This is a genomic window from Comamonas halotolerans (assembly GCF_030162935.1).
GTDB lineage: Bacteria > Pseudomonadota > Gammaproteobacteria > Burkholderiales > Burkholderiaceae_C > Comamonas > Comamonas halotolerans.
In genome coordinates, this window is record NZ_JASAUZ010000056.1 from 65,943 (window position 1) to 82,124 (window position 16,182).

Annotated in this window: 10 protein-coding genes and 1 tRNA gene; 5 read left to right on the forward strand and 6 right to left on the reverse strand. The window is 57.4% G+C overall.

The annotated features are described in order from the left end of the window. Positions 1-16: 16 nt before the first annotated feature. From QEP11_RS15975 to QEP11_RS15995, 5 genes are all read left to right on the forward strand, one after another. Positions 17-1,723: an electron transfer flavoprotein-ubiquinone oxidoreductase gene (locus QEP11_RS15975; protein ID WP_284337638.1), complete on the forward strand. Its 1,707-nt coding sequence runs from the start codon at positions 17-19 to the stop codon at positions 1,721-1,723. Between the two features lie 272 nt (positions 1,724-1,995). Next, positions 1,996-2,961: an ABC transporter substrate-binding protein gene (locus tag QEP11_RS15980; RefSeq protein ID WP_284337639.1), complete on the forward strand. Its 966-nt coding sequence runs from the start codon at positions 1,996-1,998 to the stop codon at positions 2,959-2,961. A gap of 84 nt (positions 2,962-3,045) precedes the next feature. Continuing rightward, complete coding sequence (locus tag QEP11_RS15985) at positions 3,046-3,930, forward strand: ABC transporter permease (protein ID WP_284337640.1); 885 nt, start codon at positions 3,046-3,048, stop codon at positions 3,928-3,930. A gap of 26 nt (positions 3,931-3,956) precedes the next feature. Then, the gene (locus QEP11_RS15990) at positions 3,957-4,751 is read left to right on the forward strand and encodes an ABC transporter ATP-binding protein (RefSeq protein ID WP_284337641.1); all 795 of its coding nucleotides are present in this window, start codon (positions 3,957-3,959) and stop codon (positions 4,749-4,751) included. A gap of 263 nt (positions 4,752-5,014) precedes the next feature. Beyond that, positions 5,015-5,105 (forward strand) — tRNA-Ser (locus QEP11_RS15995). 213 nt (positions 5,106-5,318) lie between these two features. Here the strand turns inward: QEP11_RS15995 and QEP11_RS16000 are convergent. The 6 genes from QEP11_RS16000 to QEP11_RS16025 all read right to left on the reverse strand — a co-directional run bounded on the left by QEP11_RS16000 (position 5,319) and on the right by QEP11_RS16025 (position 16,181). Further along, a complete protein-coding gene (locus tag QEP11_RS16000; protein ID WP_284337642.1) occupies positions 5,319-11,546 on the reverse strand; it encodes a PLxRFG domain-containing protein in 6,228 nt (2,075 codons plus the stop codon). Continuing rightward, complete coding sequence (locus tag QEP11_RS16005) at positions 11,543-13,330, reverse strand: hypothetical protein (protein ID WP_284337643.1); 1,788 nt, start codon at positions 13,328-13,330, stop codon at positions 11,543-11,545. The genes QEP11_RS16000 and QEP11_RS16005 overlap by 4 nt, the downstream gene beginning before the upstream one ends. Positions 13,331-13,446: 116 nt before the next feature. Then, positions 13,447-14,115, reverse strand: coding sequence for a phage adaptor protein (locus tag QEP11_RS16010; protein WP_284337644.1), 669 nt, complete (start codon positions 14,113-14,115; stop codon positions 13,447-13,449). Positions 14,116-14,132: 17 nt separating this feature from the next. After that, on the reverse strand, positions 14,133-14,513 hold the full coding sequence (locus tag QEP11_RS16015) for a hypothetical protein (protein ID WP_284337645.1): 381 nt from the start codon (positions 14,511-14,513) through the stop codon (positions 14,133-14,135). 83 nt (positions 14,514-14,596) lie between these two features. Next, on the reverse strand, positions 14,597-14,998 hold the full coding sequence (locus QEP11_RS16020; RefSeq protein ID WP_284337646.1) for a hypothetical protein: 402 nt from the start codon (positions 14,996-14,998) through the stop codon (positions 14,597-14,599). Between the two features lie 76 nt (positions 14,999-15,074). Further along, positions 15,075-16,181: a N4-gp56 family major capsid protein gene (locus QEP11_RS16025; RefSeq protein ID WP_284337647.1), complete on the reverse strand. Its 1,107-nt coding sequence runs from the start codon at positions 16,179-16,181 to the stop codon at positions 15,075-15,077. Between the last annotated feature and the right edge of the window lies 1 nt (position 16,182).

Sequence of the window (16,182 nt, forward strand, 5' to 3'; positions counted from 1 at the left end):
CAAGAGAGACATCCCGATGAACAACGAAGAGATCTTGGCGCAATACGGCCCACGAGAGGCCATGGAATATGACGTAGTGATCGTCGGCGGTGGGCCTGGCGGCCTGGCCACAGCGATCCGTCTGAAGCAGCTTTCTGCCGAAAAAGGCCAGGATGTATCAGTCGTTGTACTTGAAAAAGGCTCGGAACCTGGTGCGCACACATTGTCCGGTGCCATCATGGATCCGATTGCCCTGAATGAACTGATCCCTGACTGGAAGGAAAAGGGAGCGCCTCTGAACCAGCCCGTCACCGAAGACGCCATGGTGTTCTTCAGTGAAAAGGGCTCGCTGCGCACACCCAATTTCCTGCTGCCCAAGTGCTTCCACAATGAAGGCAACTACATTGTGCGTCTGGGCTTTGTGACCAAGTGGCTGGCCGATCAGGCAGAAGCGCTCGGCGTTGAAATTTTCCCGGGCTTTGCCGCAGCCGAAGTGCTCTACAACGATGATGGCTCCGTCAAAGGTATTGCCACCGGCAATATGGGTGTGGGCAAAGATGGCGAGCCTACTGGTGAATTCCAGCTGGGCATGGAGCTGCACGGCAAGTACACCATCTTCGCAGAAGGTGCGCGCGGTCATCTGGGCAAGCAACTCATTGCCAAGTACAAGCTGGACGACGGCAAAGACCCACAGGCTTACGGCCTGGGCATCAAGGAGCTGTGGGAAATTGATCCTGCACGTCACAAGCCCGGCATGGTACTGCACACCGGTGGCTGGCCCATGGACAGCAAGACTTATGGCGGCGGCTTCCTGTACCACCTGGAAGACAACTTGGTCACGCTGGGCTTTGTCACTGGATTGGACTATGCCAACCCCTACCTCTCGCCTTTCGAGGAAATGCAGCGCTGGAAAACCCATCCCAACATTCGCTATTACCTTGAAGGTGACGAGTCGCAAGGCATCAAGCCCGCCAAGCGTATCTCTTACGGCGCGCGTGCGATCACAGCCGGCGGTATTCTGAGCCTGCCCAAGTTTGTCTTCCCTGGTGGTGCCCTGGTGGGTTGCGATGCAGGCTTCCTGAACGCCTCTCGCATCAAGGGCAGCCATGCAGCCATCAAGACCGGCATGCTGGCAGCTGAAGCCGCCTACGATGCCATCGTGGCTGGTCGCCAGGGAGATGTGCTGCAGGCTTACGAAACAGCTTTTGAAAGCAGCTGGCTCTACGATGAACTGTGGAAGGCGCGCAACTTCAAGGCGTGGTTCAAAAAAGGCCTGTCCACCGCCACCATCATGAATGGCGTTGAGCAATTCTTGCTGCGAGGCAGCATTCCATGGACGCTGCACCGCGACAAGCCAGATCATGCCTACCTCAAGCCAGCGGCTGAATGCAAGCCGATTGAATACCCCAAACCCGATGGGAAGCTGACCTTTGATCGACTCTCCAGCGTGTTCATCAGCGGCACCAATCATGGTGAAGACCAACCTGCGCACCTGACGCTCAAGGACGCCTCCGTCCCGGTCAACATCAACCTCGCAAAGTTCGCAGGCCCCGAGCAACGCTACTGTCCTGCTGGCGTTTACGAGTTTGTGGCTGACGAAGAAAAAGGCGGCAGTGCCCAGCGCCTGCAGATCAACGCGCAAAACTGCGTGCACTGCAAGACTTGCGACATCAAGGACCCCACTCAGAACATTGTGTGGGTGACGCCCGAAGGCGGTGGAGGCCCCACTTACTCCGGCATGTAAACACCTGGAAGCATGCTTCATGCAAAAAAGGCTCGCTCCGCGAGCCTTTTTTTATTTCAACGTGCACACAAAACAAGCAGAAAGCACCAAGTTGATGCTCAGCGCAAAAAACATGCGTGATGTAGGAAATCCGTCACATCTAGCTGTATCAGGAGAAAGTAGCACGCAGCCGCTGCTATAGACTTGATCCACGCAAAGAACGGGCGCAGTTGGCCCGTTCTTTGCATTCATCCAGGCCATTTCGGCTTCATAACAACGATGGAGAACACGCAATGAATTTCAAGTCTTGGGCACCTTTGGGTGCTGTCGCTTTGGCTATCGCTTCCATGACCAGCGCACACGCTGCGGACAAATCCGTTGCAGTGACTGCCATCGTGGAACACCCTGCGCTGGACGCCGTACGCGACGGTGTACAAGCTGCGCTGAAAGCTGAAGGCTTTGAATCCGGCAAAAATCTGAAATGGCAGTATCAAAGCGCCCAGGGCAACACTGGCACCGCTGCACAGATTGCACGCAAGTTTGTAGGTGACAAACCGGATGCCATCGTAGCTATCGCTACTCCGTCGGCCCAGGCTGTTGTTGCGGCCACCAAAACTGTGCCAGTGGTCTTCTCTGCCGTGACTGACCCCGTCGTCGCCAAGCTGGTTCCCAGCTGGGAACCTTCCAAGACCAACGTCACCGGCGTATCTGACCTGCTGGCGCTGGACAAGCAAATGGAACTGGTCAAGCAAGTCGTGCCCACAGCCAAACGCATCGGCATGGTCTACAACCCCGGGGAAGCCAACTCGGTGGTGGTGGTCAAAGAACTGCAAAAACTTTTGCCTACGATGGGTCTGACTCTGGTGGAAGCCGCAGCTCCTCGCTCCGTCGACGTGAGCAGTGCCGCACGAAGCCTGGTGGGCAAAGTGGACGTGATTTATACCTCTACCGACAACAATGTGGTGTCTTCATATGAAGCCCTGGTCAAAGTGGGCCAGGATGCCAAGATCCCACTGGTTGCTTCTGACACTGATTCCGTCAAGCGTGGCGCTGTAGCTGCCTATGGCATTAACTACCGCGATCTGGGTGAGCAAACTGGCCGTATTGTGGCTCGCATCTTGAAGGGCGAAGCACCAGGCAATATCAAACCTGAAGTCAGCTCCAAAATGGAACTCTTCGTCAATCCTGATGCTGCAGAAAAGCAAGGTGTCAAGCTGTCTGACGCATTGCTCAAGAGCGCCGCCGAAGTGGTGAAGTAATTCACGCTTTGGCATGAAGGCAGGCGCCAATGGGTTGGCCCTGCCTTTTTTCATTCAATCCCAGCAACCGACTACTTTTGTTCCATGTCTTTGTTTTCGCTGCTCGGTGCCATTGAAATTGGCCTGATCTTTGCCCTCGTCGCGCTGGGTGTGTATATCTCTTTCCGATTGTTGCGCTTTCCTGACCTCACGGTGGATGGCAGCTTCCCGCTAGGAGGAGCAGTCTGCGCTGTTTTGATATCTACGGGCACCAACCCATGGATTGCCACGCTGGCCGCCACGGCTGCTGGAGCAGTGGCAGGCATGGTCACTGGCTGGCTCAATGTGAAGCTCAAGATTATGGATTTGCTGGCGTCCATCCTGATGATGATTGCGCTGTACTCCGTCAATCTGCGCATCATGGGCGGCCCGAACGTGCCGCTCATCAATGACCCCACCATTTTCAACATGCTTCAGCCTGAAAGCATGGATGACTATGTCTTCCGCCCTTTGCTATTGCTGTTCATTGTGGTTGCCGCCAAGTTGCTGCTGGACTGGTTTTTTGCCACGCAGCGAGGCCTGGCTATTCGCGCCACAGGCTCCAATGCCCGTATGGCTCGCGCACAAGGCGTAAACACCGGGGGCATGATCCTGCTGGGCATGGCAGTCTCCAATGGCTTGGTTGGACTGGCGGGTGCCATGTTTGTGCAAACACAGGGAGGATCAGACATCTCCATGGGCATAGGCACCATTGTGATTGGTCTGGCCGCGGTCATTGTGGGTGAATCCATCCTTCCCTCACGCAAAATCATCTGGGCAACCCTGGCCGTGGTGATTGGAGCCATCATCTACCGATTCTTTATTGCTGCTGCTTTGAACAGCGACTTCATCGGTCTGAAGGCACAAGACCTGAATCTGGTCACCGCCGTGCTGGTCACTATCGCGTTGGTGATACCCCAACTCAAACGCAAGCTCAGCCGCAAGCCCTGATGCGTGTTTCGAGAAAGTAGATAGTTATGTTGAGCGCCAAAAACCTCGAACTCACCTTCAACCCAGGCACCCCCATCGAAACCCGTGCGCTGCGCGGTCTGTCGCTAGATATCCCCGACGGTCAATTCGTCACCGTGATCGGCTCCAACGGTGCCGGGAAATCCACATTTTTGAATGCAATCTCGGGCGACCAAAGTGTGGACAAGGGCAGCATCCACATCGCCGGTGAAGACATGACGCGCCGCCCCGTCTGGGATCGTGCGCACCGCGTGGCACGTGTCTTCCAGGACCCCATGGCAGGCACCTGTGAGGACCTGAGCATTGAAGAAAACATGGCCCTGGCCCACTGCCGAGGCTCATCACGCGGCCTGTCTCGCGCAGTAAAGAACGAGCACCGCGCGCTGTACCGTGAACGTCTTGCCACTCTGGGCCTGGGCCTGGAAAACCGCCTTACAGATCGCATTGGACTGCTCTCTGGCGGTCAGCGACAGGCTGTGAGCCTTTTGATGGCAGCCTTGCAGCCTTCCCGCATCCTGCTGCTCGATGAACACACGGCTGCACTGGATCCCCGCACCGCAGATTTCGTGCTGCAGCTGACCGACCGCATTGTGCGCGAGAGCAAACTCACCACCATGATGGTCACGCACTCCATGCGCCAGGCCCTGGATGTTGGCGAGCGCACGGTCATGCTGCACCAAGGACAGGTGGTGCTTGATGTATCTGGAGAGGAACGGGCCAACATGGACGTTACCGACCTGCTGCACATGTTTGAGAAGGTACGTGGTGAAAAACTGGCAGACGATGCACTGCTGCTGAGTTAAGCCTCACAGAAAAGCTGCTTGTACCGTTCGCTGCTCACACCGTAAACGCGGTATGCGTTCCAAATACACCCATTGGCTGCACAATCACATAGCTGCTGAACAGCTCGCAACTTGTGCTCGCATCTGCCTTTATATCTTTTAAAGGCAAAAACTGAGCTACAATTGCCCCCGTGCTACAAAGCAGCGCTGCTTTGTAAGCAAGAAAAATCCAAGCTATCTAGCTTGGATTTTCATTTCAGAGCATGGCTTATGCTGTGTTGCCAGGAAGGGTGGATGAGCGGTTTAAGTCGCACGCCTGGAAAGCGTGTGTAGGTTAATAGCCTACCGCGGGTTCGAATCCCGCCCCTTCCGCCAGATCACTAGGAAACAAGCGCCTTTCAGGCGCTTTTTCTTTTGTACCCATCATTGCACCCATCGATTTTGAATGCATTTGAAATGAACATTTCTTGCTGTAAGCGTGCACCTTTATAGCCAGCCATAGCGCCAATTTGCGCTTTGTTCTCAGCATGTAAAAAGGCCCACACCTCAACATAAGAGGGTGGGCCTTTTGTTTGACACGGCTGATTCTCATCCATCATCCTGGTCGGCAAACCTCCCCACACCCAGCGCATCACGACGGTTCATGGGTAAATAAACGCCCTCCTGCGCCTGCTCAATCCGGCGCTGGCGCATGCGAACACTTTGGGCCAAGTTCATCGGTTTGATGGCGCGTGAAGGGTTCTTTTCGTTGAAGCGCGCAATAGCTTCGCGTGCCTCAACCTTGCCTTCTTCATCCCCTGCCATCGCCGCCAGCGCGTATTGCTCCATGAGTGTGGATCTGCGGGCCACCAAAGCGCGGTCGTGCTTAGTGATTGCTGCCTTTCCCTCATAAGCCAAGCGCACCTCTGATGGAGAAAAGCCCATGAACTGCCCCAGCTGGCCTGCAAAGTCCACTTCGTCTTTGACCACGACGCCGCTCTTGTCCTTCACGCCCTCGCCCCCATAACGTACGGCCTTGAGTGGGTTGCGCAAGAAGCTGGGCAGCATGGATTCAAGGCCGCGCAGATACTCACCCTGTGCCATGCTCTGCACACCGCGCAGCATGTTGGTACCGATACCGGCCACCGGCCCTAAAGCGGCAGCCATTGCCGACTCAGCCAGGCGCTGCCCCTCCAAGCCTTCTTGCAGGTCAGGGAAGATCAGGTTATCCAAGCCTACACGCCCCGATACGTCCCAAGGCGTCAGCCGTGACAAACCATGTGCCAGCACTTCAGCAGGCTTTTGGCCAAAGGTATCGGCCAGCATGTTTTGCAACGCGGTCTGTGCGTCAAACGGTTCATCATCATCGCCTGCCAGCATGGAAGCCACCGCCAGCAGCGTAGACACCATGGGCAAGCCCAAGGCACCGGCAGCCATGCCGTGCATCACCAGCAAGCCTGCCAGCACCTTGCGCGCCTCGGCACGCTCTTTGGCGGTCTGCCCCTGCATGGACTGCTGCGCAGATCGAGCAAAGGCATAAATCATGTTTTGGCTGTACTGTTTGAACAGCAGCAACACCCGCGCCACATTGCCCTGCATGATGCGTGGTCGGTTGTTGCTGCTGTAGTCGAAGTGACCGTCATAGGTCGCCTTGACTGCTTCCTCATACGCTTGGTAGTGGTCACTGCCTGCATCGCGTGCCAAGCGATATGACGCGATAAAGGTCGCGCTGCGGTTGAACTTTTCAGCATGGTGGAACAAGAAGCTGGCCCACTTCATCAGGGGGCGGATCTTCCACATCACGCCAGCGTCTTCGCCCTGGGCAATGCCTGCCAAGTCGTGGGCCATCGTCACATCGATGACGCCAGCGCGCACAGCCTCGTCAAATGCGGCTTTTTCTTCAGTATTGAGGAAGCGAGAAATATCGTTCTTGCCCTGCACGGTCTCCTTGCTGGCTCGCAGCAGCGCCTCACCCGCCTTGGCAAAGCCCCACTTGGCCCCCATCACCGGATAAGCCACCAGTGCAGTTTGCGTCAGATTGACCATAGCCGAAGCGGGTGACAAGCCCAGATGGAATATGAAACCAAAGCTGGTCAGCGCAGTGGACAGCGAGTTCCCGCTCGGATTCATCGCTGCATCATGGCGCTTAACCATCTCGTCCAGCACCTGGCGGGCGCGCACCGAAGGGTACTTAGGGTCATTGTCGTGCAGGGAAATGTACTGGTCCATGTCCGCCAACTCGTCCTGCAGCTGGTCCGAGTAACGCAGCTTGGCCAAATAGCGGGCGCCATGGAAGGTGTTTTGCGCGAAGGCGCGGCGCGCGTCCTGGCTAAAGCCTGCCGTGCCCTTGCGGTGGATGCCATGCTTGGCCCAGCTCAAGTCGGGCATGGAAGCCAAATACAGCTGACCAATGGAGTCCTCCAGCTCGGCACGCTGTTTGGCGTCCATGCCCTGTTTGTCCAGCAAGCCATACAGCTCTTGGATGAAGCCGGAACCCACCGTGTCACGGTCAGCCACAAAGTCTTTGGATTTGAGCACCTTGCCCACGGTATAGCCCTTGCTGGCCGGATAAGGCTGCTCCAGTGTTGTGCGCAGTGCATCAGCCTCTACCATCGTCTCGGCGCGGCTGACGTTGACGGTCTTGCCTTCTATGTTCTTGACCACCACCATGTATTGACCAAAGCGGGCCAGCGGGAAGTACACCCCCTTGATATGGCCAAAGAAGTCACCTTCCATCTGCTTGATCATGTCCGCCTTGCGCTGGCCAGTCATACCGCTGCGCTCGATGCGCTCCTTGATGGCTTGACGCACCTGGCGCATGTGGCCACGGTAGGCGTCACGGGCACGTTGGTAAATATCGCGCGCCTCGGGTGTCAGTGCATCAAAACGAGCCCTGAGCGCCTTCCAGTCGGTCTTGTTGTCGCCTTCCACATAGTCATTGGCCGGGTCAATCTGCGCCAAGGTTGCGTCGTGCATCAGCTCAGCCAAAGCGGCTTCGTCCTTGAGCTTGCCCCATTCTGTGGCCAACTGATCAGCAGCAGCGCCTGCCTCATTCTTGTCAGCATCCATGCGCGCCATCAAATTACTGTAACGCTTGAGCTGGGGTAACACTGGGCTGTAAACCTCCGTCAACTGGCGACGGCCTAAGAACTGCAACCCTATGCCCATGTAATCGGTCACCTTAAAGCCTGCCTGCTTGCGTACGTTTTGTACCGTCATCCCCTTGATGGTGTCCCCCACGGCCTTGCTCACACTCTCCGTCAGAGGTGTGCGCATCTTGTTCAGCTCTGCGGCGGGGTTGCTGGCTGTGCTGGTCACCGGTTGACCAGAAGCCGCAATCGCGGACAACACAAAGCGCTCGGCCTCGCTGTAGGTCATGCGACGAATCGCGTTGGCCACGCTGGTAAATCCCAGCCTATCTGCCACACTGGCCAGCCATGAAGCCAAACCCCGCAGGCGCAGCGAGCGCGTACCTGCTTGTTTTTCGGCTTTTAGCTCTTCGGCCAGCGTTGCCAAGCCTTCTTCGATGGCCAGCGCCTCATAACTGGCTTGCAGCTCGCTGCCGGTAAAGCCCATCTTGGCCAGCTCAGCGCGCTGCTGTGCTGCGATAGGTAGCTTTTTCCAGTCATTTGCATATGATTGGACTCGGTCATCACGCTTTGCCAAATCCAGCATGGATTGCACATACTGCTCAACCGGCAAGATGTTTCTTAACCCACGATGGAACAACTCATGAAAGACCGTCTTAAGTACATCGAGATCAGACCCTACTCCGGACTGAAACACGTAAATGTCTCCACTCCGGAGGGAGACGCCAGAATGCACATCCTCCCCAGCGGTGACAAGTCCGATATCAGCGGGGCTGCCTACGGCGTAGACTGGTGGCGAACCGGGGATGTCCCGAAGAGCCGTATGCACCAGCTGCTGGATGCGTTCCAGCGAAAGCTTGGATTGCGGTGGCGTGGTGCGGCTGCTGAATAACGCTCCGTGACCTGTCTTGCGCATCTCCACAGACGCTGAAACTTGGTTCCCCCGATTTGGTGAGCGCAAAATCTCGCGAGTCTCCACAGACTGAACGAAGTGTTCAGAGCCCGCTTGAATGGAGGGGATCTCATCAGCCGTTGGATTCGGATAAACATCCTCTTGGCGCAAAGCTGATCCCGGGCTTGCATCTGTAGCCATAGCTGTATCAACAGCCTTGGTAGATTTACTGCCTTCAACCAGCGGAACTATACTGTTTGCGCTACTCTGGTCCACGGGATTAAGGGGGGCTGCCTCCAGGGTAGTTCGTGCGCTGGGCCCGGCGCGCTCCCAGAGTGGCTTTTTATTTCGTAACTGGCCTTCACGAATTGGCGTGGCTGCAAAGTCATTCTCTGCAAGCCCATGATCCAAAGCGTTTGGTTCCTCTGTACGAGCACCACTGTCTAACAGCGTCTGCTGCTGTATGTGTTCCAGCGCTGATGACCGCTCTTGCGGTGATGGCGGTACTACCGCATCCAGCAACGCTGCACGCACGTTCTCGGACAAGTCTGCCCATGGCTTGGTGTGCACATTGCCCTTAGCCACAGCATTCAAACCATTGGCCCTCTTGGCGGCAGTTTGACGCTCCACAGCCGCCATGCGCGCCCAGCGCTCAGACGCGTCCTGTTTGCGTTGATCCTCTGTTTGTCCGAGTTCAATGCCTTGTTGCGCGATTACTTGAGCACTCGCTGCGCCTTGCAGCACAGGTAGTTGGTCAACTTGATCGCCATGTTTGAGAGTCGCTGCAGCACCATCCATTTCCCCTTCAACGCTTGCCTGAGTTACTCCTGGGGCGTGCTGTGCAGATGAAACGCTGTGGATCGCTTGGTCAAATGCTGCTCGCGCTGCTGGTTGTGCAACTGTCGTAGCCCGAGTGGCCTTGTCTTGGCGCTCAGGGATCAGCGCTTCCATGCTGCTGTTGTCAGCCATGGCATCCACGGCAGCGACTGGCTGCACAGGATCCGCAGGCAATGCCGCTGGCAAGTTCAACCCCATAAAGGCAGTGCGCGCATCGGCTACGCGGCGCACGCGGGCAACTTCATCTTGTGTCAACGAAGACTCACCAATGGTGCGCAGCGCCTGGTTGACATGCTGGATTACGCGCAAGGTGTTGGGAGCGCCCGCATCAAAGGCATTGCGCACACCGCTGGCAACCCGGCCAGAACGAACACGGGCATCAATCTCCGGGGTGATGTCGCCATGATCAATGGGCACGGCAGCTTGTGGAGATTCCACAGCTTGCGTGGATTCGTCCACGTTCAGTGCAAGCCATGCATCTTCCAGCTCATTACGTACGGCCTGCACACGCTCTGGGTCGGTGTAGTTTGTACCTTGGCGCACGGCCTGCTGGGCATCGGCCAGTGGGTCTGCTACGTTTTGGTAAGGAACACCAACAGGACTTCGACGGTAGATCTTGTGCCAGTTAGCAGGATCGTCTGCCGTCAACTCGCTGGTAGCAAGCGCTGTACTAGGTCGATGGGCCGTCAAGCTGCGCGAGATTGGGCCGTCAGCACCAGCAGGCTTTTCATGCAACTGCAGCAATGCCTCCAATTCAGCGCGGCGGTACCGGCGAACACCTTCAGGACTGTCTAAGCTGTTAATTTCATCGGCCAAGATGATGGCCTGTGTGCGCTCTTGCTCTGGCAGTGCCTGAATGCGTTCATGGATGGAGCGCGGCGTGGGTGCAGCCTGTCCCTCGGGCAAAGCGCCACGCTCCATTTCCTGGGCCACATTGCGCGACAAAGGCCCATCAGCTGGATTGGGTGCGGCTCGATACACGGGAGAGAGCTCAGCATCGACACCAACTTCCGGATTGTCATCAGGATCTATGACCGGCGCAGCAGCTGTGCGCTGTAGCTCAAGCGCTGGCGCTATTGCAGCAGCAGTAGGCTCCGGCTCTTGCGAGCGGTGCTGCCCACGGGCAAAAGCGTTGCTCACGCCACCCAACATGCCACCGGCCACGCCTTCAGCAACAGCTTGGCCTGCCACACCTTGCCATGTTGGCGTATCAAAACCCTCGTTTTGCAAGGCGGTGTTGGAGGCATAACGCTCTTGACCACCTTGAACGGTCTCTGGCACGCCTTCACCAAACGCACCCGCACCAAGGCGGCGAAGTGCTGAAGCTCCACCGGCAGCAGCAACTCCGGTCATACCGCGCGCCACCATATCTTCCACACCGAAGCGGCCAGCCAAGCCACCAAGAACGCTGCCTAACGCAATCTGTGCTGTGTTGTCACCACCATAAGCCTGGGCTTTGTCAGCCGCTGCAGTCGCTGCCTCCTCGCTCGCTCCTGCCTTCAAGTGTCCATCCTTGACCGCTTCGTGAATACTGCCCTTAACGGCCCCCGCCCCTTGCACAGCACCGAGCCCTGTCGCCAATGTCTTGGGAGCGATACCCCTGCGTGCTGCAGCCATCGCAGCAACCATAGGCACCACCGACCCTGCGGCTTGGGCTACTGTACTGACTGGGGCTTCAACAATTCCACCAAGATGAGCGCCGATCTCACGCAACCGGCTGCCTCCCTTCTCTGCCTCACTGATGACAGCAGCGCGGCGCTCTTGCTCAGCTTGACGCTCAGCACTGAGCCAGCCTTGCGTAGCATCCCGCATGCGGCCAAGCCCAGCAGACACGGCATTGTCAGCGCCAGCTGCATCGGCTATTGCCTTGGTGGCACCAACGGCTCCACCGGCAAACGATGCTCCAATGTCCTTGAGTCGCTGAAATCCTGTGGCTTTGGGAATGGGTGTGAACTCAATGCCACCTTGCACCGGATATAGGCTCTCGTCATACGGTATGGGTTGATAGCTTGTGTTCATTTGCGGCTCCCCACTGGTACGTACTGGCCGTCGCGAAACTCGTACTGCTTACCGTCAGATCCGCGGTGATAGCTCCCCTGCGCTGGAGCTTGAGCGGCAGCAGGCGGGGCCATTGGGCGCGTCTCAGCGGTCACCTCGTTGTAGAGGAATGGGTTGCCGTTTTGATCGTTGCCACTACGCCATCTGGTTTGCTCTTGGCCAGACTTGCCGTGCAATGCCAGCAAGCGAGCGCGAGCGCTAGAGACTTGCTCGGGGTTTTGCGCCTTCATCAACGCTTCTTGCGCTTGGTCCAAGCGATTAAGGCCGCGCAAACGCACGCTTTGCTCTTGCGCCTCCAAGCCCAAGCGCCCCATCTCCCACGCGCTGCGGCGCGCATCCCGGCGATCTGCACCTGCTTGTGCCATACCTTCACGCTGCAAGCCTGCATTAACCTTCATTGCCTCCAAGTTGGCTTGGGACTGTCCATCTGTCATGGCTGCATGGTCTGCCAGCAACGCCTTGCTATAGGTATCTGCAGCGGCTTTGCCAGATCCTTTTTTTGCCCAATGCGAGCTGTGAGCCAAACTTGTGGCATCCATCTTCAGCCGGCGCAAATTCTCGCGCGCTGTCCAGTCGTTGCCACTGTGTGCCAGCGTCGGGCTGCGCATTTGCGGTGTTTGCTCAGGGCTGGAGCTGCTTTCCATGGCAATAGAGCCATTGGCGAAGTTCGACCAACTCTGTGCAGGCCGGGCAGTGGCTGGACCTGCCCCCTGGCGCCTTGTGTCATAAGCTGGGTCATAACCCACTCGTTCACCAACCAGCCCCGCTGCTTGCGCATCCTGCACAGACATTCCAACCGGAGAGCGAGAGTCACCCACGCCAAAAGCATTGCCTGCCTGCGAATTGCCATTGAGTGCCAGCGCACCCGCGCGCTCATGGTCGGCGGCACTGGGTTGACCCGTAAAGCCTGGACTGAAATCCATGCCAGCAGCGCTATCGCTGTACTTCCCGCGACCATGTTGATAAATGCCTGGAGCAATGGAGCTACCAGACTGCGGCATAGAGCCCGCGCTATCTGGCTGTGGCTGGCCTTGCTCACCAGATGGAGCGACAGGCGCGCTGGCGCCTTTGTCTGGCAAAGTCCCTGCCTGCGCTGTCCCAGCGGGGAAATTGCGCGCAAAGTCCGCCCCCATGCTCACCGCTTCGCGCACCGCGCCATCACCTGTCGCCATATTTCCCGCAGCATTCCCGATGGCCGCCAAGCGATTCAATCCGGAACTGATGGCACCACCAGTGGACACGGTGCGCCCAACACCCCCCACACCTGGCAGAGCCATTGCCGTGTTGTAAACCTGCCGCCCAACTTCGGTTTGCTTGAGACTGTCCAGCATGCCACTGTCTTGTGCCTTGGGCGCAGCCCGCCCCTCTTCCAGTGGAATTTGTGCGATCAAGTCAGCGCGACTTGGCGAAGCCGTACTGGCTGCGGCAGACGCCTGCTTTTCTTCGTCCTCAACCAGCCCGCCATCTGCGTAGTGGTGCGGCTTTGCTGCCTTGCCTGTGGGCTGGTGTGTGGCGGCCACCAGTTTGCGCAGGCGCTCAACCCCGATCTTGCGGGTCGTGTCAGCAGGCAAGACAAACTCATCGGCAGAAAGCTTGGCCTCGATAGAGTCGGACGTCGAGGTGCCTGGACCTGCGACTTTGCCTCCATGTGCGCGAAGGTTTCGAGTGGACTGGCTGCTGCGCGCTGGCGTCCCTGCAGCCAATGCAAGCAGGCGTTGCTTGGCGATGTTCTGAGGTGCGGGCATTGTGGCTCCTTGATGTAGGTGTTCAGCTCCAAGGGCAGGAAACAGCAAGCCCCTGAAGTCATTGAAGATTCTTCAGGGGCTTGTCAAATTTCACTAACCCTACTCGGGAGTGCGCATCACCATGCGCAGTGAATGAGCGGAGGATTGCGGTCACGGCGTTTCCTGGCCACATTGGCATCCGTCTTGGCACCAAAGATGTTGGTGAAAAGAGCTTCGTGGTCTGCAGCGCGCACTGCATCTTGTGCATCCGCATCGTTTTTAAGCAGCGCGCAGCGGTAAACCCAATGCTTGAGCCCATCATGCAAAGAAACGGGAATCTCAGGCTCCGCATCACTGTCAACCTCCAATGGCTTTAGCGCACCACGGTAGACCGTCATGCGCACCTCGGCCTCCATGGCAGGTGTTGGTACCAAACGAACTCTTGGCCTCCCACTGCCTTGAGTCCCCTCCCAAATGAAGCTATGGGGAACTCCCGTCTGACGCTCCCACCCGGGGCATTCATCATCGAGTTCCTCTACGCAGGTTGGGCGCAACAGACGTGCTGCCACCGTCATGCGCTTGATCTTGATAAGGCTCGAATGAAGTTCATAGCTGTCGGTGCCGATGGCTGTCTGGAATTGACACACGCTGGGCGTGTACCGATCCTCGATCAACAGTGCTCGCTCACATGCCTCTTGCACAGCCTGATTGAGGTAGTGAACGAGCTCGCTGTCCTCCCACAAATAAGTCTTTTGCGTATCACCGAGCTCTGCGCGGAACATCTCAATCATTTGCTTCAATCGCATGATGGTGCTCCCTGCGCTCACATGGGCCCGCTGACTTCTAGCCAGGCAGCATCAACTTCTGCGCGTGTGACCGCAAAGCCCGTCAAGGTTTTCATACGCGCCAGCTGAGGCTTGCCATCCGCAGTGAAGTCCGCTTCATTGGCACCATCGAGCATGCCGTTGAGGACTTCTTTAATCTTGCTGGATCGCTGTAGAGCCAATGCTTCATCAGTAGGCGCGGCAGCTTGCACCTCATCTGTGGCTTGCGCCTCATCCTCCACCTGCATCGCGCCTCGGGCCATCGCTTCAGCCACGAACATGCCCGGCACAGGGACCGGCTGTTGTGTCACAACAAAGGTATGACCACTGGTCAAAGCAATAGGGATCGCACGTCCAAAAGGTGAGAAAAGTGTCTTCATGATTCACTCCCAAAGAAAAGACCCGGTCACTTCAAAGCGCCGGGCCTTCAAGGCGCTACTTGCAACGCCATCCACAACAAGGGTTAGCCCAGCGACGCGGTCGCGCGGCCTTCGGTGATGTACTGCACGGTGATGCGCACCTCACCTTTGGTTGCAGCCGTGCCGGACTGGGCAAGCAAAGCCTTCAAAGGCTCGATGCCCGCGTGCTTGTAACCTGTCAGCGTCAGCGCGGTGCGCCCTGCCGTTCTGAGGTCAACAGCCAATGCGGTGTAGCGGTCATCGTCAGCCTTGTCGCCCAACTTGAGCGTGGCCGTGATAGTGCTGTTCCAAGGGGTCACCACCGTGATGTCCCCACCTGTGACGATGGCACCGCCCGGCACGTCAATGGCGGGCTCTGCGCTGCCGTAGGTGGTCACGTCAGAGTGCTGGATGGTCACTACGGCGGTTAAAGGTGCTTGGCGACCAGAGGTTTTATTGATGGCCATGATGTTGTCCTTATAAGATGAAGTGAAAGCGCAAGGACGCAGCCGCAAGGCCCCGCCCTCAAGCAAAAGCCTTGGCTTAACCCAAGTAGTGGTCGCAAGTGATGATGGCGTGGTCTTCGACGCTGCCAGTCACGCTGGACTCGAATTGGGGCTTCAACAGGCCCAGGAATTTGTCCACGTTGATGCCATGACGCTTGCCATAGTTGAACGATTTCTCGGCCCAGTCTGGCAATCCCAGATCCAGCATGGCCAGCGCCTGAGCACCACACAGCATGGTGCGGGTGCCGTTGACGACACCCCCCTCGCCCCACTTGGAGCCAGTTACAGCACCCTTGGTGTTGTAAACATCGCTGTGCTCATGGATCACGGCACCATCTATGGTCACTGCAGCACCGGTGAACCAAGGTGACTTCTCACCGTCACGGCTGGCCAAGGCCACCAGCGCGTCCTTGTAGTCGGGATCTTTCTTGAGCGCGCCCAGCGTGCCAGGAGCCACCAGAACCACGTAATAGTCCTTGCCACCGCTGCGCAGCGCGCGAATGCGCTGCTCTTTGGCGCGGGTCACCAAGTCAACGATCATGTTGTACTTGGGCACAAAGGCGTTGGTGATGCTGGCGGTGTTGGAGTAGTCCAAGCTGGTGCCAGTCCACATCAGGCCGCGCTCAGCCGTCGGTGCCTTCACATCAGCCGCAAATTCCAACGCCGGAAACTGCGAGTTCGATGCGCGCAAGGCACCATTGGTCTTGAACTGAAAGCTGATGCCTGCAGCTGTGAGCATGGCCAGCTCATCAATGCGCTGGCTCAGCCATTCAGCCAAGCTGTTCTTGCCGGTGCTGCGAAAGTTGATGGTGGTGCGTTGGTCGGCCAACTTGCCCTTGTTGATCACTGCGTGCGAGATCATGTCCAGCTTGATTTCTTGGACGTGCGCTTGCATCGCCTCTTCGTTGCCTTCGCTCTCGTTGTCTCCGACAACACCGTCTTCCTGCAAATCCCCCACCAGCTGGATGATGGCCTTATCCCCCTTGGAGGTCTTGGTCAGCTCCTTGACCACCTGGATCATGGAGTTGGGGTCGGTGCCCATAAAGCGGTTGGCAAAAGAGTTGTGCTTTGCGGTGAGCCACAGGTCCTTGGCCCACACTTTGACTTGAGCTTCGCTCAGTTTTCCAAATTCGGTATACGACATG